Genomic DNA, 18175 nt, shown 5'->3' with positions numbered 1-18175 from the left:
ATGGGTATAGTGTCCAGCTTGTCTACGCGGATCCGGCCGGCTGCGGTCCCCGTCCCGGTGGGTGGGAGATCCTGTGTCTGCCCGCTGTGGGCATGGCGGCAGTGCTTGGTTCATCGAAAGGGTTATACATGAGCATCCACCACGAGATTCTGAGCATTGGTGGCGGCACGCCGGTGTCAGTGTCGCAGCGAGACGCCGCAAGACCGGACGGACAGACATTGGTCTGATCGAGCCCAGCGACGTGCACTACTATCAGCCTTTGTGGACCCTGGTCGGGGGAGGCTGCGCCGATCAGGAGGAATCCGTCCGCCCCCAGTCCTCCTCATTCCCCAAAGTGTTGCCTGGAACAAGGATGCTGCCACGAACATTGACCCGGACGGGCGCGGCGTCCCCCTCGCCTCGGGCTGGACGGTTAGCTACGACTACCACGTGGTCAGCTCCGGCATCCAGCTCGACTGGGATAAGGTCCCCGGCATGGCCGAGGCCATCGAGTCGCCTGCCGCCTCAGGCAATTACCGCTACGACCTTGCCCCCAAGACCTGGAACATGATCAAGAACCTGACCTCCGGCACGGCCGTCTTTACCCAGCCGTCCGGGCCGATCAAATGTGCCGGAGCTCCACGGAAGATCGCCTGCCTTGCGGCCGACTGCTCGCGCAGTCAGGGGGTGCTGGAGGACATCCGGGTGGTGATAGTTCTTCCGACGCCGGGCATGTTCGGGGTCAAGGCCTTCTCCGATGAACTCGAGCGTGTGGTGGCCGATTACGGAATCGAGGTCCGCTTCAACAGCGAAATGGTCGAAGTGGACCCTTCCTCCCGGACCGGGGTCATCGCGGACAGCGAGCGGGGACCAGGGGATCGCTGCACTACGACCAGTTGCACACCGTGCCGCCGCAGTCGGCCCCTGACTGGCTCAAGCGCACACCGCTGGCCGGTCCTGCCAACCCTGCCGGGTACGTGGAGGTGGACAATACCACTGTGCAACACATGGGCCACCGCGAAATTTTTGCCCTGGGTGACGCCGAATCCACACCGAACTCAAAAACCGGGGCGGCTATCCGAAAGCAGGTTCCGGTGCTGTTGAAGAATCTTCTGGCTGCCATCAATGGTGCAATCCCGGCGGCCCGGTAGAGCGGATACTGCTCCTGCCCGCTGACAACGGCGCGCGGGAAGATGCTGCTGGCCGAGTTCGACTATTCACTCCAGCGGGCCCCCAGCCTTCCCTTTATTGACACCACCAAGAAACGCCGTGACATGTGGCTACTAAAACGCTATGGCTTGCCGTTCATGTACTGGAACCTGGTACTCCAAGGCCGCGCCTGAACAGGTCCTGAAGTGGCCGTGCTATGACGGTTGAGGAGGGTCCTTCGAGAAATGATATTCGGCTGAAGCCAGGTGTCCGGGTGGGGCTTCCTGCAAACAGGAACTCCTGGAATTCCCGCACCCTTCGGCTGGCAGTGAAGCGGCGTTAATTTGCACGTCGTGCCGCGAAGACACGGTTTCCATAGTGGGAGGATTGAGGGTGGCAGGGCCCATAGAGGGAGGAATGATGGAGGTAGGAGCGGTTTTCCGAATCGTTGTCGGGGTCGACGGGTCGGACTCGTCGTTGACTGCTCTGGACTGGGCACTTGAAGAGGCGCGCCTGCGGTCCGGGCAGGTTCACGTTGTTGCAGCATGGCACTATCCCGTCATTGGGGACGCCGCGGGTAAGGCCGAGGATCATGAGGCATTCGGAGAGGACGCCCGGCATGCACACACTGAAGCTTTGCGGCGGGCATCCGGGCCAGGGGTGGCGGTCACCGGGGAAGTGACGGAGGGGCATCCCGCGGAAGTTCTCCTGAAAGCTGCAGCCGGGGCGGATCTGCTGGTGGTTGGATCGCGTGGTCATGGCGGATTCGCTGGAATGCTTCTGGACTCGGTATCGGGCCACGCGGTGCACCATGCCCATTGTCCTGTGCTGGTGGTCCGTGCCGGCGCCGGTGCTGGTCCTTAGATTGCGGGTTTGTGGTCGGTGCTGCGCATCCGTACGGCCACAATGATTCCCGACAATGCAGTGAGGAGACCCACGACGGCGACTGCCGCCGGGATGCCGTAGGCATCGGCGAGGATGCCGGCCAGCAGGGCTCCGACCGCGAATCCGCCGTCGCGCCAGAGGCGGTAGATCCCTACCGAGCGTGCCCGCCAGGACGGGTGCGCGACGTCGCCTATGGCGGCCAGCAGGGTGGGGTAGACCATGGCGGTGCCGGCGCCGAGCAGGACCGCGGCGGCCAACCAGAATCCGAAACCGGTACCGAAGGCGACCATTCCCAGTGCTACGGCCTGGACGAGCATGCCGCCGACGATCAGACGTTTACGTCCGTACTTGTCAGATAGTGCACCGGTGACGAGCTGCCCGGCGCCCCAGACGGCGGGGTAGACGGCGGCGAGGATGCCGATCTTTTCGATGCTCAGTCCGGCGGCGGCGAACAGGACCGGGAACAGCCCCCAGGCGAGGCCGTCGTTGAGGTTGTTCACCATGCCGGCCTGGCTGACCGAGGACAGCGACTTGTCCCGGAAGCTGGTGAGGGTGAAGATTTCCCGGTTGCTTAGTTCTCCGTGGGCGCGGGCGTGGGCGGAGGTGTGGTTGGCGGCCTCCAGCATGGCATGGCCCCGGGTTTCCCGCACGGTTATCACGGACAGGCCGAGTCCGAGGGCGATGTAGGCGCCGCCGAGCAGGAAGGGGCCGGGCCGGAGCCCGTAATTGGCGGCGATGTAGCCGGTGGCCAGGGCGGTGGCGGCGACGCCGAGGTAGCCTGCTGCCTCGTTCAGGCCCATGGCTAGGCCGCGGCGGGACGGGCCGACGAGGTCCATTTTCATAACCACGGTGGTGGACCAGGTCAGGCCCTGGCTGATGCCCAGGATCACATTGGCCGCGACGATCCACCCCCAGGACGGTCCGAGGATCAGCATCAGCGGAACGGGCAGGGCGATGAGCCAGCCGGTGATCAGGACGGGTTTGCGGCCGTAGCGGTCCGAGAGGGTGCCGGCGACGTAGTTGGTGCCGGCCTTGGCCAGCCCGAAGGCCAGGATGTAGGTCAGGGCGGAGGTGTAGAGGTCCAGGTGGAAGACCTGTCGGGCCAGCAGCGGGAGCACGGTGCGTTCCTGGCCGAGGGTGCCCCCGACGAGGGCGTTGACGGCGACCAGGAGCATGAACTGGGCCAGGTTCTGCCGCAGCCCCAGCGAGAGGCCGGTGGGTCGTGGATTTTCCCGCCGGACGGCACGGTCCCGGGGTGTTGGGGCATTACCGGGCGTCATCTGCGTACTCCGCTTGTCCGTGACGTGTGTTCGTGGCGGCCCGGTGTCCCGGACCGCCGCCAACGCGTGTCAATCAATTACTTCAGGTGCCTCCCAGGATCAGATGCTGGACACAGCTTCCCGTGCCTGCTGCCAGCCGGCGTAGCTGCCGTCGAGTTCAACGACGTCGTAGCCGGCGCGGCGCAGGGCGCTGGCGGCAACGGAGTTCCGGACGCCGCTCTGGCAGTAGCTCACGATGGTGCCTTCGCCGGGGAGCTGGTCGAGGTTCCACATCACGCGGCCACCGCTGAGCTGGTGTGAGCCGGGGATGTGTCCGGCGGCGTGTTCGGTGCGGTTGCGAACGTCCAGGACCATCGCGGCGTCGAAGCCTTCGAGCTCTTCGGGCTGGATCAGCGCCGGGGTGCTCACAGGCAGCCCCTCGATGCCGGTGACGTACCCAGCGACGTTATCGATGCCTACCCGGACCAGGTGGTCCCACATCTGTTGCGCGGCCGCCTGGTCGGTGGCCAGCAGCACCAGTGGTTTTTTGTCGGTGTCCGGGTTCACGACCCAGGCGCCGTAGCTGGCGACCTTGTTGCCGGCCGGGACGTTCAAGGAGCCGGTGACGGTGCCCTGGTGGACCTGCTCGTGGTTGCGGGTGTCCACGAACGTCATCGTGTCCTCCGCGAGGCCGGCCACGACGTCGGCGGCGGCGAGCTCTGCCAGGTGTGCACGTTCACCCACGATGGCGGGGCCTTCGCGGTTTTCTCGTTTCATCCGTCCGAAGTACGCGTGCGCGTCGGGCTGGCCGTCGAGGAGCTCATTGATGAAGCCCTGTTCATCGTTCGCGGCCAGGTAGGGCCCCCACCAGGCGTAGAGACGTTCGTAGCCGACCGTGGAAGAGGGGATTGCGCCAAGGGCCTTGCCACACGCGCTCCCGGCGCCGTGGCCGGGGTGGACCTGGACGTGGTCCGGCAGGGTCAGGAACTTCTCCTGCAGGCTGGTGAAGAGCTGCTTGGCACCGTCGAAGCGGGTGTCGATGCCCCCTGCTGCCTCGTCGAGCAGATCCGGGCGGCCCAGATCCCCGGAGAAGACGAAGTCACCGGAGAGCAGGTAGCCGGGGGCGTCGGCGAACGCGCCGTCCGTGATCAGGAACGACAGATGCTCGGGCGTGTGGCCGGGGGTGTGCAGGGCCTTGACAGTGATGTTTCCCAGGGTGATCTCGTCCTGGTCAACCAGGCGCTCGGCTTCGAAACGGTACTGCCAGTCGGTTCCCCCCTCACCGGAGACGTAGAGGGTGGCGCCGGTCGCAGCGGCCAGTTCACGGCTGCCGGAGAGGAAGTCCGCGTGGATGTGCGTCTCGGTCACAGCAACGATCTTCATCCCGTTCACTGCCGCGAGGGATTCATAGACGCCGATGTCGCGGCGGGGGTCAACGACGAGTGCTTCGCCCTTGGCTTGGCATCCGATGAAATAGCTGGCCTGGGCAAGATCTTCGTCGTAAATGCGCTCGATGAGCATGGCGCTCTCCTTCGTTGGGCGGTGGGGGAGTTTCCGGGAGCGGAGTCTCCGTTCCTCTACCCACAACGGTAATACCCTAGGGGGTATCTCGCAAGCGGTCCTGGCTGGCTGAATCCGGGCGGCCGCCGCCGCTGGCGGTTATACCCTACGGGGTATAGAATGGCAAAGTACCCACAACCTTTGGAGCCCGCCATGGAACTTGATTCAACAGAACTCACCCCGGTTATCAACCGGCTCAAGCGCGCCCAGGGCCAGCTTGCAGCCGTCACGCGGATGCTCCAGGAGGGCCGTGACTGCAAAGACATCGTCACCCAGCTCGCAGCGGTCTCGAAGGCCCTGGACCGGGCGGGCTTCGCGATCATTGCCACCGGCCTAGAGCAGTGCATCACCCGCGAAGATGCCAGCATGAATAAGAAAGACCTGGAAAAACTCTTCCTATCGCTCGCCTGAGCCGTAACCAACCGAAAACCAACCCCACGGAGGGATCCGGTGTGGCCCGTGCCGGTTCCGAACGGCCCCTTAGGGTCCAATGCGGCGGAGTCAGTGTTGGCAATCGTTACACCGGCCCCGTCGCGAACTGCCGCGAACCCCGGGGCGGGCGGCGGGACAAAAGCCGATGCCATAGGAACGGAGAAGGAAAATGATGGGTGGATATGGTTCGACGATGGGTTGGACGTGGCTGTTCTGGGCGCTCCTGATCCTCGGCATCGTACTGCTGGCGGTCCTCGCCGTACGGTTTTTCTCCAGCGGTCCGAACCGTGGCGGAACCGGCCGCGGGCAGGGCCCCGGCACGGATGGGCCCGATCCGGGCGTTAGTGCGGCCAGGCGGATCCTGGATGAACGGTACGCCAGGGGAGAATTGAGCACCGAGGAATACACCGAACGGCTCAGAGCTCTTGGGGACGATACCTAATGCAGCCTCTGAAGCGTCGCACCACCCTGATCCTGGGCGGGACAGGAATTCTTGCCGCGGCGACCGGGGCGGCAGGCCTGCTGTGGGGGCAGGGCACGGGGACCGGACTTCAGACCACCGGCGGGCAGGAACTCAGTGAGCCGCAGGCCCTACATAGTGCCGAAGGTCACCTCCAGGTGAAATTGTCCGCCGCCCCGGGCCGGGTGCGGGTGGCAGGCAGGGACGTCGACGTTTTCTCCTATAACGGGTCTCTGCCCGGACCGACGCTCTTCCTGCGACCCGGGGACCAGGTGAACGTGGGCCTGGAGAACCGGCTGGCGGCCCCGACCAACCTGCACGTCCATGGCTTGCACGTCTCCCCGGAGGGCAACAGCGACAACGCGCTGGTCTCGGTCGACCCGGGAACATCCTTTGATTATGAGTACCGTCTGCCGGCGGACCACCCGCCGGGGGTGTATTGGTACCACCCGCACCGCCACGGCAGCGTGGCCGACCAGATCTTCGGCGGCCTGTACGGGGCGATCATCGTCCAGGACCCCCAACCCGTGCCGGTCAGCCGGGAACGGATCCTGGTCATCTCCGACATCTCCCTGGACGCTGGCGGTTCCATCGCCGCCGTGTCGGCGATGGAGAAAATGATGGGCCGGGAAGGGAATCTGGTCCTGGTCAACGGGCAGCTGAACCCGGCACTGGCCGCCCTTCCGGGCGAGCGTGAACGGTGGAGGATCATCAATGCCTGCACCTCCCGGTACCTGAAACTGCGCCTTGACGGCCAGGCCATGCAGTTGCTGGGTCTGGATTCGGGCCGCTATCAGACTCCCCGGGACGTTGAGGAAGTGCTGTTGGCCCCGGGTAACAGGGCGGACCTGCTCGTCACCGCCGCGCCGGGTATGGCCGTGCTGCGCACCCTGCCCGTGGACAGGGGCAGCATGGGATCCATGATGGGCGGCAGCAACGGAAACGGACAATCCCGGCCCGGCCCGGACGGGACCGTCCTGGCCACCCTGACCGTTACTGGCGCCCCGGCCGCTGTGCCGGGACCGGTCCCGGCACAGCCGGAACCGCGGGACCTGCGCTCTGTGGCGGTCACCGCGCACCGGGAACTAGTCTTCGCCATGGCCATGGCCATGGGCATGAACAGCGACACCCAGGGCATGGGCGGTGGGACGGGGTCGGGGATGATGAGCTTCACCATCAACGGCAAGCCGTTCGACCCCGCCCGCGTCGACACCAGCGTCCCCGCCGGCGCCGTCGAGGAATGGACCCTGCGCAACACCAGCCCGATGGACCACCCCGTGCACCTACACGTGTGGCCGATGCAGATCATCGAACAAGCCGGCCGGCCCGTGGACACTCCCGTCTGGCAGGACGTGGTCAATGTCCCGGCCCGCAGCAGCGTCCGGGTCCGGATCGCCTTCGATGACTTCACCGGCAAAACCGTCTACCACTGTCACATCCTGGACCACGAGGACAGCGGCATGATGGGCGTGATCGAAGCCCGGTAGGACAGCAACCCCGCAGCCCTTTGCAAAATGAAAACACCGATAAAGGAGCACAACAATGAGCTACGCACACACCATCACCGTCGCCCTGCCCTACCCGGAAGCAGTAAGCCGGACCCGTGAAGCCCTCTCCAGACAGGGCTTCGGCGTCCTCTCCGAAATCGATGTCCGCGCCACCTTCGAAGCCAAGCTTGGATCCGACGCCGGGCAGGGCCTAGGCGACTACCTCATCCTGGGCGTCTGCAATCCAGCCTTGGCGCAGAAAGCTCTCGCCGCGGACCCAGACATGGGATTGCTGCTGCCCTGCAACGTCGTCATCAGGCGCGGACCGGACACCGGCACCACCGTCATCCAAACCATCGACCCGCAGACAATGGTCCAACTCAGCGACGCCCCGGCCATCGCCGAAGTCGCCACCGACGCCGACCACAGGCTCCTCGCAGCCATGAAGGAACTCGAAACCGCCTGAAACCCGGCCACCATGCGGGAGAACGCGAGGACGGTTGAAAGCATTACGGACTTGGAGCCTGCCGGCCGCCTTGCCGTGACGTGCCGCGGGAGCCGCCGGGCTGCTGATTGCCGTCCGCTTGGTCGGCGTAGCCCCGCGGGCATTCTGGTCCGTGACAAACCACCGGCATCACGTTCGACGGACCTCCGGTCAGGAAGCCGGCCGGAGTACCCGCCGAACGTGAAGCCGTCGTTGCTATCGGTCCTCGGTTCCTGATCCTTGTTCTGGCCGCTGTCGTCGCAACGCTTCAGGGCGGGCGCGAAGGGGCCTCCACCATCACCCAGCAATACGTAAACAACGTCATCATCCAAAACCTGGTCTCCAAGGGAGATGCAAGCCAGGTCAAGCTGGGCGCGCAAAAAACAGTGGCCGACAAGCTCAAGGAAATGCGTCTGGCCATCGCCATGGAAAAAGGTACTCCGAAGACCAGATCCGCCAGGGCTACCTGATGCACCGACTGCTCACCACCCAGCCCGTGCCCGTACTGGCCATTCCCTCCCACCACGTGCAACACTATTTCCACTCCCACGAGTAAAAACAGGGCCACCTTCAACGACAGACAGAGCCAGCGTCTGGTTCGGGCCCGTATAGACCGGACCATGGTTCCAAGTAGGCGTCAAAATCTTGCGTGGGTTCATGAAGCAAACCACAATCGCCTACGCCTACGTCACCAAGCGCGGAATGAGCGAAATTCCGGATGATTTACTGAACGCCGTGGTCAGGCGCCTATCTGAGCCTGGGCGTCCAATTTCGGCGGGCATTGAATTCGTTCCCCCGAGCCGGGGCTTTATGCCATCGGCGCTCCACCCGAGATCTGGACCAGCCTAGGTTTAGAGGCAAGGGGCCCAGAGGTCCCGCTCTACGTTGGAAAATCTGAGTCCAACTTGGTTGGCCGTGACCTCAGTGATCACTCTGCTATTGACCCTGAAAGCACTCCAAATACTGGGTAATCTACAGTGCGCCGGTCGTTCGCTGCCCTCCTTCGAGGGCCCTTGGGTTTCCAGGGGGCTCCCCGAAACAGGAAGAGCCCGGAGCGCCCGGCCAACTACGGGCTGAAGGAAGGTGGTGACCTTCGACTAACTAATTGGATGCAAGCTCTTTTAATGCTGGTTTGCTGGCCCAAGCCCTCTGATCTTGGATACCTGCTGGAGGACGTAGATAAGAAAATGATTAAGAAATGGGATCCGCCCATAAACATCTTGCACGCACCAACCGAGCGCAAGGTTCTCAAAGGTGCGCGTGCAGTAATGGCAAAGGGGGCCCGCACCTGGATCTCCGAAAATATCGCCTAGAAATGTAGGCCTTCATCGAGGCGGCGGGGCTTGATTCGGCCGGTTTACTCCTGGGTGAGGGCTGGTGGGGTTGAGGGAAATCGACCGGGCTTCGGAGGGGCTAGTGAACAAACAGCTGTCGAAGCTTCGCGTTTTGGCTGACGCCACTACACGTCAGTTCTGGGTGGTGCCTGCTTGGGCAATGCTTGGATGGCGGCCTCTATATGTCCACAAGCTTCCGAGAGCCCCTCTGGGGGGATATTGGCAAGATCGGGGCCCAGAGTGGTGTATTCCTCCGAAAGGTCTGCGAGCGCGGTTTGTAGGCTTTTGAGGATGCGGACGATGTTGTAGGCGTTGATGCCGAATTCGTCTTGGGTTGGGGTTCCTTGGCGGCGGCGGCGTTTGATGGCGTTGGTGAGTTTCCTGGCTGCGGCTCCTGCCTCGAGTGTCTCGTAGTGGACGGGGCTGAATCGTGTTGTGGCCATGGGAGGTTTTCGCTGTCTGTTCTGGGGTGCTGTTTGGGTGGTGGTGCAGGGAGGTTTCTCCGGCTGGGGTCTGGGGTTAGGGGGTGAGGCCGAGGAAGCGTTCCAGGGTGGTCTGGATGGTGAAGTAGGCGGCTGCGGAGGTGGTTTGTCCGGCTGCTTGGAGTTCTGCGACGTCGGTTTTGGCTATGGTGAGCTGGTATTCGAGCTCTTCGGTGCTGATGGTCTTTGAGATGTGGCTCTCCCCGTAATGTGTTGATCTGACAACAATAAATATATCTGCGTGGATGATTTACTGTCAACCGGATTGGGGTTGGTGGCTCACGCGAGTTCTCTGGCTGTGCTGCTGGCAGGTAGTTCGGTTTTTTCGTGGGCACTGGCATCTATTTTTCGTTGGATGTGGGGATGGCGCTTTTCTACTATCAACGTGGGCCGAGGTGGTTGGGTCATGTATGTTTAGAAATTCTTGCGTGTTACTCGGTGGCTATTCGTCTTTGAAAGCTGGGATTTGCTCATGATCACTTTTACCTCCTTGCATCGTCTGCTGGGGCAAATGCCTGGTCCGATCACTGATGAGATGGTGGATTTGGCGGTGACTGAGGGGTTGGCCGAGACCACTGATTTGGATTGGAAATCCAGATTGCCTGAGATAAAGGGGCTGTCTCAGCATGACTTCCCCAAAGATGTTGCGGCTATGGCCAATTCTGGTGGTGGGGTCATTGTCTTCGGAATCGAAGAGAAGGATAAGAGGGCCACGGGACGAGTGGATGTTGGTGTGCTTACTGAGCAACATGAGCGGGCCCTCCGCAGCGTTGCCGTCTCTGCGATCAGCCCGCCCATTATGGGGTTAGACATCCAGCGAGTAGGTGACGAAGGGGCCCAAGTTGTGGTGGTGGTTATTCCTCCGACCATCGATGGCCCCCACCTGATCTACCGGGAAAACTACTTCGGTGCGCCAATCCGCAATGATGCGGACACGGTATGGATGAAGGAACGACAGATCGAAGCAATGTACCGGGTCCGCTTTAGTGACCGGCTCAATGCGAAGGAACGACTGGATGACCTTTATGCGGAAACCACGCATGGGCGAGATGGTCGGGAGTTGGCCTGGCTCCTCGCTGTCGCACATCCGCGGCTGCCGGCATCAAACCCGGTCAAGCGAACCCAAGATGAGGCGCGTGACGCCTTCAACCGGGCGGATAGCTTTGGCCGCCTGCACAGGAGGGCTGCCGGGCATCGGCATCCGCTGGGAAACCTGGATCTAAACAATCCGCGTCCAGGGTTACGGCGATGGAAGGCTGTGCATGTTTCTTACGTCAGCGCACGCGAACCAGAAAACAATCAATGGCTTGAAGCTGAAGCCGCCATTCATCACGATGGTTCGGTAACTCTGGCCACTGCCATTGGTGGGCGCCGGATCGGGGGTGAGAGCTTCGATGATGGTGAAGCAATTCAAGCTGAGGCAATTGAAATCGCCCTCTCCGACTTCATGGGTCTCCTCCAAGCTGTCAGCCGAAAGGCGGGTCTAGGCGAGTACGAGACCCGCATAGGCATTGAATGCGGCAACGAAAATCCAATGTTCATTTACGCCAGGGATGAATGGGGTGATTCACGGTCAAGTAGCTTGAAAATTTCCAAGTACACCCCCGTTTCGACAACGATTTTGGCTGATGCTCCAGATCGGGAATACAGCCAACAGCTTCGCAGTATTGCCGAAGACTGCATCAACCAAGGCGGAGTTCACAACCTCACAGTTATCGGCGAACCAGATCAATAGAATTGCCCCAACCTGAAGCTCTGCCAATCGCCTAATGAAACAGCGACAACAGCGCATAGTTCACACTCACAGGGGCTAGCTCGATGAACGCAGTGGCTGCGAGCGCAGGGGCCGGATGGATTTGGAGCATGCGATGCGCTCTATGGCGGGGGAGCTGTGAACTGCGGGGTAACTTAGTCCTATGTCGAATCCTTGGACCCCACTTCACGCCGCTCTGAATCTGCCCAGGGGGCCGCTGACCTATGAGCACATCGTGCAGGCTGTTTCTGCGGGCGTTGTTGAAGAGGCTGGCTTGGATTGGAAGCAAGAGCTGCCACAGCGGGGCAAGGTCGAAGAGACAACGAAGGACATTGCCGCCATGGCCAATTCCGGTGGAGGGGTCATCATTTATGGTGTCGCTGAATCCTCTGGTCGGGCTGAATCTGTCAGCCATGTGAGCGTCATGGAGGCTGCTCGTCTCATGATCTTGTCGGCCGCGGCGTCTGCCCAGCCAATGGTGCAAGGCATGGAGTTGCACGCGCTGCCCGACTCGGAGGGCTCCGACGAGGGAGTTGTGGTGGCCATTGTCCCAGGGAGCCCCAATGCGCCCCATATGGTTGGGCAGAAACACCTGTATGGAGCCCCTGTTCGAAATGGGCCGACAACGGTTTGGCTTGATGAGCGGGCAATCGAGAGGGCCTATTCCGAGCGCTTTACCCTCAGGTCTTCGCGAAATAGCCTGCTGGTAGCCATGGCAGAAGATTTGAGGGATCGGCTGTCACTCATAAATGGGGAAACCTGGCTGGTCGGTGTTGCTACGCCGCTCGCGCCTCTTAGCCGCCAAAGTGACCTCAGTAGATCTGAGGCATCAGAACTTTTGAACTTGGGTGAAGGGCGCTCCAGGAAGATGATCGGCAAAGCTGCTGAGTTCAGTTGGGCGCTAGGGGAGGTTGAGTCCCTGCCTGCAATGCTGAGAGTTGGTCGGCGTCGTTGGGTTGCAGAGACGGTCTATAGAGATGGGCCAGACAGCCGAAGCGAGGATGTCCATGCCGAATTGCACCACGACGGGTCAATAGGGTTGGCCATCAAAACGAACCCCACATACGAAACCGTGAGGTTTACTCGCCCCCAAGTTCCGCTGGACAAGGAGTCCTACAAGGAAATTCTTGAAGGGGCTGTGGAAACCTTCGCAGCGGACATCGTCTCCCTGGCCTTTGAAGCGATGCGGAAGAGCCAAAATGCAGGAGCATATAGCCTCCGCATCGAAGCCGCCCGAGACGGAAATATGCCTTTCGTTCTTGTTGGACTAAACCGCGCCCGCGCCGGATGGATAAGCGAAAGGGAAGTCGGTCAAGATCCTAAGGGGAGAACAATTCCCAGGTTCCATCCTGTTGAAAGCGAAATTAGGCCCAGCGACACCGAAGAAGACCTGGTCGGCATCGCCAGATCGTTGGCCCTTGAAATCGTCGAACAATTCGGGACCCAATCGCTGCACTACCTCGCACTATCAGCCGCAACGTAGAACCTGCCCCAAGCAGACACTGAGAGACATCGGACCGCGATTCGTGACTGCGAGCGCAGGGGTCCTGTGGCTGGGCTATTGATTGTTGGTGGGGTGCGCTGGTGGGGTGCTCATGACTTCGGCCACCAGGGCGTAGCGGTACGCTTCGCTGCGGTATTCCTGGCGTTCTGATTCCGGGGTGTCATTGGCCCAAACGTCAGGGTCGATGTCGTGGCCCTGGTCGTAGCTGCACAGTCTGCGGGCGGCTTCGTCAACTTTGTAGAAGTCAGGTTCGGCCATGGCGTTGGCTCCTTTCGCGATGTCGGGTTGGTGGTTATGCGTTTGCCCGGGGGGTGGGGCTGGTGCCGGGCTTACGGCCGGGCCTACGTGTCCAGTTCTCTACCCAGTTCTGGACAGCTGCGCGCGTGCGGAACTGGCCAGCTGCCAGCGTGAGAACAGGGGCAGGGAAGCTGTCCTGTTTCACGATGGCGTTGGCCCGCTGTCGAGAGACTCCAGCCATCTCCGCGATTTCGGTCAGGCCCACAAGATCCGGGATCTCCGGTTCATCCAGGCTGGCCTGGAAGGCGTCTTCGGAGAGGATCTCCAAAGTCACGACGGTGACGGCCCTGGTGATGGGCTGGGCCTTGGCCAGGATCTGAGGGATCAATGCGGCAGCCTGTACGGCGTCGGGTGCTGAGACCGTGAGGCTGATGCTGCCGCCGTCAGTGGAGAGCGCGGCGCTGGCGTGGTGTTCGGCCAGTGCGTCAAGAATGTCGAACCCTGCTTCGCTGTCCATCGGCGTCTTCGTGGTGAAGGTGACGGTGATGTACCAGTCAAGGGGCTGCGGTGATCCTTCCTTGGTCATGATGTGATTCCTTGTCGTTGTTTTCTATGGTGCATTTTTGGTTGTGGGTGTTGCTGTTTTGAGTATCAGGATGATGCCTGGTCTGCTCAATATTTGTTAGGGACCGGTTATGGCTGGGTGGTAGCTTAGGGGGAAGTTCCCCGTCCAAAGTGAACTTCCCCCTATGCGTTACTTGCGCTTCCTGATGTACCCTGCCCGCTTGAGCTGACTTAGCATGTTCAGCCATGAACGGTGATCCGAGGGTGTCAAGTGAATTGCTACCGGTGCTTTCGTCCTATCTGGTGAATAAGCGAATAGGCCCCGACTGCGCCTCTCTATCGTGAACCCCTGAGATTCAAGGTCTTTCAGGAGACCGTCAAGCTGTTTGTCAGCCATATGTGGTTCCTAACTCTGTGAAGTTTTCAAAGGGTGTAAGGCTGGTTTGCCTTACAAGTAACAGTTTACCACGTAAACGTTTACAAAGTAAACAGTTACATTGGGTTGGCGTGCCGCACCCGCCACACCAACCCAAGCGCTCACCCCAACTTCTTCAAACTACCCTCCAGCTCCGCAGCAAACACTTCATGCCCTCCGCGCTCGCAGGCGCCACCGCCCGGGATGACATAGGCGCGCAGCTCCTCCAGCCAGCTCTGCGCTGCGCTAAAGATCGTCACCCAGTCAGAGGCTTCGGGGGACTGGTCCCAGATGGTGGAGTCGTTGACGTTGACGCGGAAAGCCGCGGCGCCGTCAATCTGCACAACCGGGCGACCGTCGAACTCGCCACAGTAAAAAGTGGCAAGGATGGGCTCGGCGTCGGTCTCGATTGAAACTGAACCATCGGGCTGATGAAGCCACCGGGCCGAACTGTCACTCACGCTCGTCTCGCCTTCCGCCAGGTTCGCGGTGAGCTGGCGAATGACCGCCTCGGCGGCGGTGGGGCTGAGCTCCAAGGCGTCAATGACGATCATGGCCTCATCGGCTTCGATACTCATGAGGGTTCACCGGCCTGCTGACGGCGGTCCTGTTCGATGTCATCAATGACGAAGGTGTGGGGGCCACTGTCGCCCGTGCGCGCCTCAAAGCCGCCACAGGACGCCTGCTCCCCATCACTGATGGCTTCGCCGGGGCTGGAACCGCAGTGGGTGCAGCAACCGGCCTCTGCCAGGTAGTAGCGGTGTGCTGTGTCCTCTCCCCAGGGGACGCCCAAAGCGTCAGCCAGGTGATGGAGATCTGTCAGCAGATCCGTAATGCCCTCACCCTCAGAATCGATCAGCTCCTCCAGCGGCTGCGTGGAAGGGCTTCCGGGGGTGACTGCAATGTAGCTCGCGACCGCTGCGCGGACCCGGGTCAAGTCGCGAGAATGAACCTGCGCCGGGGGAATGCTGGAAATAGGCAAAATACTGTCCTCCTGAAAAAGAAGAGGAGGCGGTGACCGGGAATCCCGGCCACCAGATGGGGCAAGCCCCGCTCCTCTAAATGTGTTGATCTGACAACAACTAATTTACCGGGCATGAGGCGCAGTGTCAACAGGGTTGGGGCTCGAAAATTCAAGGCTGAGGCCAGGCCGGATCTCACGCCCGTCCCACGCGGAAAGATTGGGCCTTGCCCAAGTGACTGGAAGCTGGAGAATAGGGTGACTTCATCTTGTTCTGCAAGTAAGAAGTTTTGCCGGGCGAATGTTTCGCCTTGGATTCTTGGGGAGGAATGTTTTCAGTGGAAATAGAAACATGGGTGGCATTGGGGGCTGCCGTAGCCACGGCGCTTTCGGCCCTATTTATCGGATGGCAGGCATGGGAAACCCGGCGCTCAGCGGAGTCTTCTAACAAGGCGGCAACGGCCAGTGAGGCAGCTCTGGAGGTTGCAAATGCAAGTCTGGAGCTCAACCGGCGCCAAGCAGGGCAATCGGCGTTCATGGTGGCAGAGGCAACCAGGGCCCGTCTGGAAACCAACGCCCCGGCCGTCTCGATGGAGTTTGTTGATGGGGAAAATTGTCAGCCGTCCGCTTTCATTATCGGAAAGCAGTCTGACCCTGAATCGTTTGAATCTAGGGAGCCTGGCCATGTTTTTCAACTGCCTCAGGACGCAGAACTGTGGCTGTATGCACTCTTCGACGTGAAGTTTCATAACGATGGCCCATTGCCTGTCACCATCTGGTCAGGCTCCACGATCATCCCCACCTATGACGGCTTTCCCTGGGACACGACGTTCCGGCTCGATAAGGGTGAATCCCTCGTGAGGTTTCTAGCCGTTGGTACCTCTTTGGTGGGCTGGACAGAATCCCGAGACGACAAGGCGAAACCTCGTGGGGAAGCTGGGTGGCTAACAGAATTGAGCGGTGATAGCGGCGTGAGATTGACTCAAGCCATCCATATCGATGGGACCCTATTGGGGAACGGGCAAAGGGAAGGTGACTTCAGCCTTCGCGGGCTTGGGCCTGATGCTAACTGGCCATCACACTTGGTGAAAGACCAGGCGAAGCGAACCTACTGGCTCGGAGGCCAGGAAATCCCGGCGTTAGCCCCAGATGATGTATTTGGAGCGGCTGGGCTTGGTGTTATGCAATAGCGCACCCCTGAGTGGTTGCCTGGGGAACAAGAAGGGTGGGGCTGGTGAATCCAGCCCCACCCTCTTTGGGTTCTAGGCGTTGATGAGACGGAAGGCCGCTTCTTTGGTAGCCACGGCATCGACACCGAGGGAACGCATGGCGCGGGCCGTGTCCAAGTCGTTGGTCCACTGCGTGCGCTGTGCGGGGGAGTAGTGGTCGATGTACTCCGTGAGGGACTGGTAACCGGCCCAGCGAGTGCCACGGATGGCCTCGTTGGTCGGCGCCGTCGTGAAGAGGCGCTCCAGGGTGTTCATCTTTTCCTGGTACCGGCGCGTGGCGGGCTGGTTGCCCTCGCCCGGCTCAGGGAACAGGCGGCCCATGATGGACATGAATTCCCGGTCCGTCATGCTCTGCTGGATCATCCGCTCTGCCTCTTCCTCAAAGGCCTTCTGGTAGGTGAAGGTCAGGCCCAGTGCCTGCCGAGCCTGCGCGATGGCTGCGTTGGCCCCGCTGGTGTGGCGGATGGAGAAGCTGGACTTTGCGGACTTCAGTGCCGCGGCCTGAGTGTTGGCGCAGACGATACGCACCGGGGTGACCAGCAGGCGGAAAGCGCTGGAGCCATCGTGGGAGTTCAAAGCTGCCAAGTAAAGATCTACGTTGTCCACGCCGCCCACCTTCATATGATCGGGCATCTTCATGGTCACGAAGACCTCGCGGCCACCGCGCAGCGAACCGGCAGTTTCGAAGTGGGCTCCGGACATGTCCACCAAAGTGTTGAGGAGGAGGGCGTGCTGCTCATTCTGGATGGGGTGGTACTTCTTGCCAACAACACCCAGAACGTCAGTACCCTTCGTGACCGGGTTTGTGCGAACCGTGGCGTAGTGGTTCATGACAGGAAGCGAACCGGCGCCGTTTGCATCCATGACCGCATCGGTCTGCAAAGCAACCTTGCGAACATTCCAGCCCGACAGCAACGCCGATTCAAGGGCTTCCTCCGCCGTCAGTGCAGAAGCGGTGACCATGCCCAGACGGTGCCAAGCATCCTCGCGGGCAGAGACGAAGGCGGTGCGGCCATTGGTGAAGGTTTCCAAGAGATGAGACATTGTTTTCTCCTCAATAAATATGTTGATCTGACAACAACTAATTTACATACCTTCGCTCCTAGTGTCAACAGGGTTGCGAGGCAATTTCTGGAGAAGTTCGAACCCCCTTAAGCGGGGCAGGGGGTGCGCATTGCGAACCCCCTGCCAGTCTCGAGGCCTAACGCCTGATGACGGTACTGAAGCCGTCCCGGTAAAAGGCCCGTTCAAGAAAAGTTATCCAGTCATCCCAGCCGCACTCGGTCACCGTGTGGAGCGTCTCGGTGTCCAGTGAACGCAAGTCGACTGATCTCCACGCCTGAAGGGCCTCAAGAACCTGTGAATCGGTGGCAGACCAGCGATGGCGGCCACCGAGAGCTCCAACGAAGATCCCCCTGGTTTTGCTAGTGGCTGTGCGGGCCATTCCAAGGATGAGCATGGCCCGCTGATACTCGTCCCTTCCGGCATAGGTGAGACTGAAGAACTGGTTGCTGGCATTCGTGAGCGCCCTTTCGCGCCGATCAACAAGGCTCACGGCGGCGATCCTCTCAGCTGTCCCCTCGCGGAAGGTGTCAGCTGTTGCCATGACCACGGAGAGCTCTGTAAACAACTCTTGGCAGACAAAAGCCTGCTCCTCGGGAATGCGGTTGTGACTGTATGAAACCTTCAAAGGCATTGGGGATCTCTCCAAACTAAATATGTTGATCTGACAACAACTAATTTAGTCGTGTCAAAGTTAGAGTGTCAAGGCAGTTGCGAGCGCCAGGACCGGTGCAATTGCCTTCACGCTACTGAGAGTCACTGACACCCCAGCGCCCTCGCTAGCTACGTCGGAAGTAGGCCCAGAAATTCGGCCGCAACCATCACCACGGAAGAAAAACTTTATGCAAGCCCTGTTTGTGATCTGGTGTGTTTGCTGGTTTGGTGGGGTTTTTGGGGTGTTTCCTTTGTCTGTTCCCTCCCTGGTTATTTCTTTGGTTC

Annotated in this window: 21 protein-coding genes; 12 read left to right on the top strand and 9 right to left on the bottom strand. The window is 60.8% G+C overall.

Features of this window, described 5'->3' with window-relative positions; translation table 11 throughout:
* Positions 1-261 precede the first annotated feature (261 nt).
* Together CVS27_RS15130 and CVS27_RS15125 are read left to right on the top strand one after the other, a co-directional pair.
* Entirely contained in the window at positions 262-1083 is an 822-nt protein-coding gene (locus CVS27_RS15130) for an NAD(P)/FAD-dependent oxidoreductase (protein WP_243400213.1), read from the top strand.
* A gap of 462 nt (positions 1084-1545) precedes the next feature.
* Positions 1546-1992 (top strand): universal stress protein, encoded by a 447-nt coding sequence (locus tag CVS27_RS15125; protein WP_103466687.1) that lies wholly within the window; start codon positions 1546-1548, stop codon positions 1990-1992.
* On the opposite strand, the gene CVS27_RS15120 is transcribed toward CVS27_RS15125, so the two are convergent.
* Positions 1989-3188, bottom strand: a complete 1200-nt coding sequence (locus tag CVS27_RS15120) for an MFS transporter (protein ID WP_243400225.1) — start codon at positions 3186-3188, stop codon at positions 1989-1991. The genes CVS27_RS15125 and CVS27_RS15120 overlap by 4 nt on opposite strands.
* A 204-nt stretch (positions 3189-3392) precedes the next feature.
* A complete protein-coding gene (locus tag CVS27_RS15115) occupies positions 3393-4793 on the bottom strand; it encodes an MBL fold metallo-hydrolase (RefSeq protein WP_103466686.1) in 1401 nt (466 codons plus the stop codon).
* Between the two features lie 192 nt (positions 4794-4985).
* Between CVS27_RS15115 and CVS27_RS15110 the strand changes: the two genes are divergently transcribed.
* The 6 genes from CVS27_RS15110 (at position 4986) to CVS27_RS21660 (ending at position 9008) form a co-directional block, all read left to right on the top strand.
* Entirely contained in the window at positions 4986-5243 is a 258-nt protein-coding gene (locus tag CVS27_RS15110; protein WP_103466685.1) for a metal-sensitive transcriptional regulator, read from the top strand.
* A gap of 214 nt (positions 5244-5457) precedes the next feature.
* Positions 5458-5706 carry an SHOCT domain-containing protein gene (locus CVS27_RS15105; protein WP_306418506.1) on the top strand — a complete coding sequence of 83 codons (249 nt, stop codon included), beginning with the start codon at positions 5458-5460 and terminating at the stop codon, positions 5704-5706.
* Positions 5706-7211, top strand: coding sequence for a multicopper oxidase family protein (locus tag CVS27_RS15100; protein ID WP_103466683.1), 1506 nt, complete (start codon positions 5706-5708; stop codon positions 7209-7211). The genes CVS27_RS15105 and CVS27_RS15100 overlap by 1 nt, the downstream gene beginning before the upstream one ends.
* Positions 7212-7266: 55 nt before the next feature.
* Positions 7267-7677 carry a DUF302 domain-containing protein gene (locus tag CVS27_RS15095; RefSeq protein ID WP_103466682.1) on the top strand — a complete coding sequence of 137 codons (411 nt, stop codon included), beginning with the start codon at positions 7267-7269 and terminating at the stop codon, positions 7675-7677.
* A gap of 167 nt (positions 7678-7844) precedes the next feature.
* The gene (locus tag CVS27_RS21565; RefSeq protein ID WP_306418508.1) at positions 7845-8165 is read left to right on the top strand and encodes a transglycosylase domain-containing protein; all 321 of its coding nucleotides are present in this window, start codon (positions 7845-7847) and stop codon (positions 8163-8165) included.
* Between the two features lie 507 nt (positions 8166-8672).
* On the top strand, positions 8673-9008 hold the full coding sequence (locus CVS27_RS21660) for a GIY-YIG nuclease family protein (RefSeq protein WP_370739518.1): 336 nt from the start codon (positions 8673-8675) through the stop codon (positions 9006-9008).
* A 146-nt stretch (positions 9009-9154) separates the two neighbouring features.
* Here CVS27_RS21660 and CVS27_RS15080 read toward each other — a convergent pair whose 3' ends face one another.
* Positions 9155-9472, bottom strand: a complete 318-nt coding sequence (locus tag CVS27_RS15080; RefSeq protein ID WP_103466680.1) for a hypothetical protein — start codon at positions 9470-9472, stop codon at positions 9155-9157.
* Between CVS27_RS15080 and CVS27_RS15075 the strand changes: the two genes are divergently transcribed.
* The 3 genes from CVS27_RS15075 (at position 9471) to CVS27_RS15065 (ending at position 12747) form a co-directional block, all read left to right on the top strand.
* A complete protein-coding gene (locus CVS27_RS15075) occupies positions 9471-9701 on the top strand; it encodes a hypothetical protein (protein WP_103466679.1) in 231 nt (76 codons plus the stop codon). The genes CVS27_RS15080 and CVS27_RS15075 overlap by 2 nt on opposite strands.
* A 282-nt stretch (positions 9702-9983) precedes the next feature.
* Positions 9984-11246, top strand: a complete 1263-nt coding sequence (locus CVS27_RS15070; RefSeq protein WP_103466678.1) for an AlbA family DNA-binding domain-containing protein — start codon at positions 9984-9986, stop codon at positions 11244-11246.
* Positions 11247-11427: 181 nt separating this feature from the next.
* The gene (locus CVS27_RS15065) at positions 11428-12747 is read left to right on the top strand and encodes an AlbA family DNA-binding domain-containing protein (RefSeq protein WP_133162945.1); all 1320 of its coding nucleotides are present in this window, start codon (positions 11428-11430) and stop codon (positions 12745-12747) included.
* 75 nt (positions 12748-12822) lie between these two features.
* On the opposite strand, the gene CVS27_RS15060 is transcribed toward CVS27_RS15065, so the two are convergent.
* The 4 genes from CVS27_RS15060 to CVS27_RS15040 form a co-directional block, all read right to left on the bottom strand.
* Positions 12823-13026 carry a hypothetical protein gene (locus CVS27_RS15060; protein ID WP_103466676.1) on the bottom strand — a complete coding sequence of 68 codons (204 nt, stop codon included), beginning with the start codon at positions 13024-13026 and terminating at the stop codon, positions 12823-12825.
* A gap of 34 nt (positions 13027-13060) precedes the next feature.
* On the bottom strand, positions 13061-13591 hold the full coding sequence (locus CVS27_RS15055; RefSeq protein WP_103466675.1) for a hypothetical protein: 531 nt from the start codon (positions 13589-13591) through the stop codon (positions 13061-13063).
* A gap of 515 nt (positions 13592-14106) precedes the next feature.
* Positions 14107-14562, bottom strand: coding sequence for a hypothetical protein (locus tag CVS27_RS15045; RefSeq protein WP_103466673.1), 456 nt, complete (start codon positions 14560-14562; stop codon positions 14107-14109).
* Positions 14559-14966: a hypothetical protein gene (locus CVS27_RS15040; protein ID WP_103466672.1), complete on the bottom strand. Its 408-nt coding sequence runs from the start codon at positions 14964-14966 to the stop codon at positions 14559-14561. The genes CVS27_RS15045 and CVS27_RS15040 overlap by 4 nt, the downstream gene beginning before the upstream one ends.
* Before the next feature lie 308 nt (positions 14967-15274).
* Here CVS27_RS15040 and CVS27_RS15035 point away from each other — a divergent pair, with 308 nt between their 5' ends.
* Positions 15275-16135, top strand: a complete 861-nt coding sequence (locus CVS27_RS15035; RefSeq protein ID WP_133162944.1) for a hypothetical protein — start codon at positions 15275-15277, stop codon at positions 16133-16135.
* 72 nt (positions 16136-16207) lie between these two features.
* Here the strand turns inward: CVS27_RS15035 and CVS27_RS15030 are convergent, their stop codons facing one another.
* Both CVS27_RS15030 and CVS27_RS15025 read right to left on the bottom strand, forming a co-directional pair.
* Positions 16208-17218, bottom strand: coding sequence for a DUF932 domain-containing protein (locus CVS27_RS15030; protein WP_103466670.1), 1011 nt, complete (start codon positions 17216-17218; stop codon positions 16208-16210).
* Between the two features lie 157 nt (positions 17219-17375).
* Positions 17376-17870 (bottom strand): hypothetical protein, encoded by a 495-nt coding sequence (locus CVS27_RS15025; RefSeq protein WP_103466669.1) that lies wholly within the window; start codon positions 17868-17870, stop codon positions 17376-17378.
* Positions 17871-18175: the final 305 nt, after the last annotated feature.

Source organism: Arthrobacter glacialis, assembly GCF_002909445.1.
Classification (GTDB): domain Bacteria; phylum Actinomycetota; class Actinomycetes; order Actinomycetales; family Micrococcaceae; genus Specibacter; species Specibacter glacialis.
Note: the sequence above shows the minus strand (reverse complement) of the source record. Positions and strands in the feature narration are given on the sequence as shown.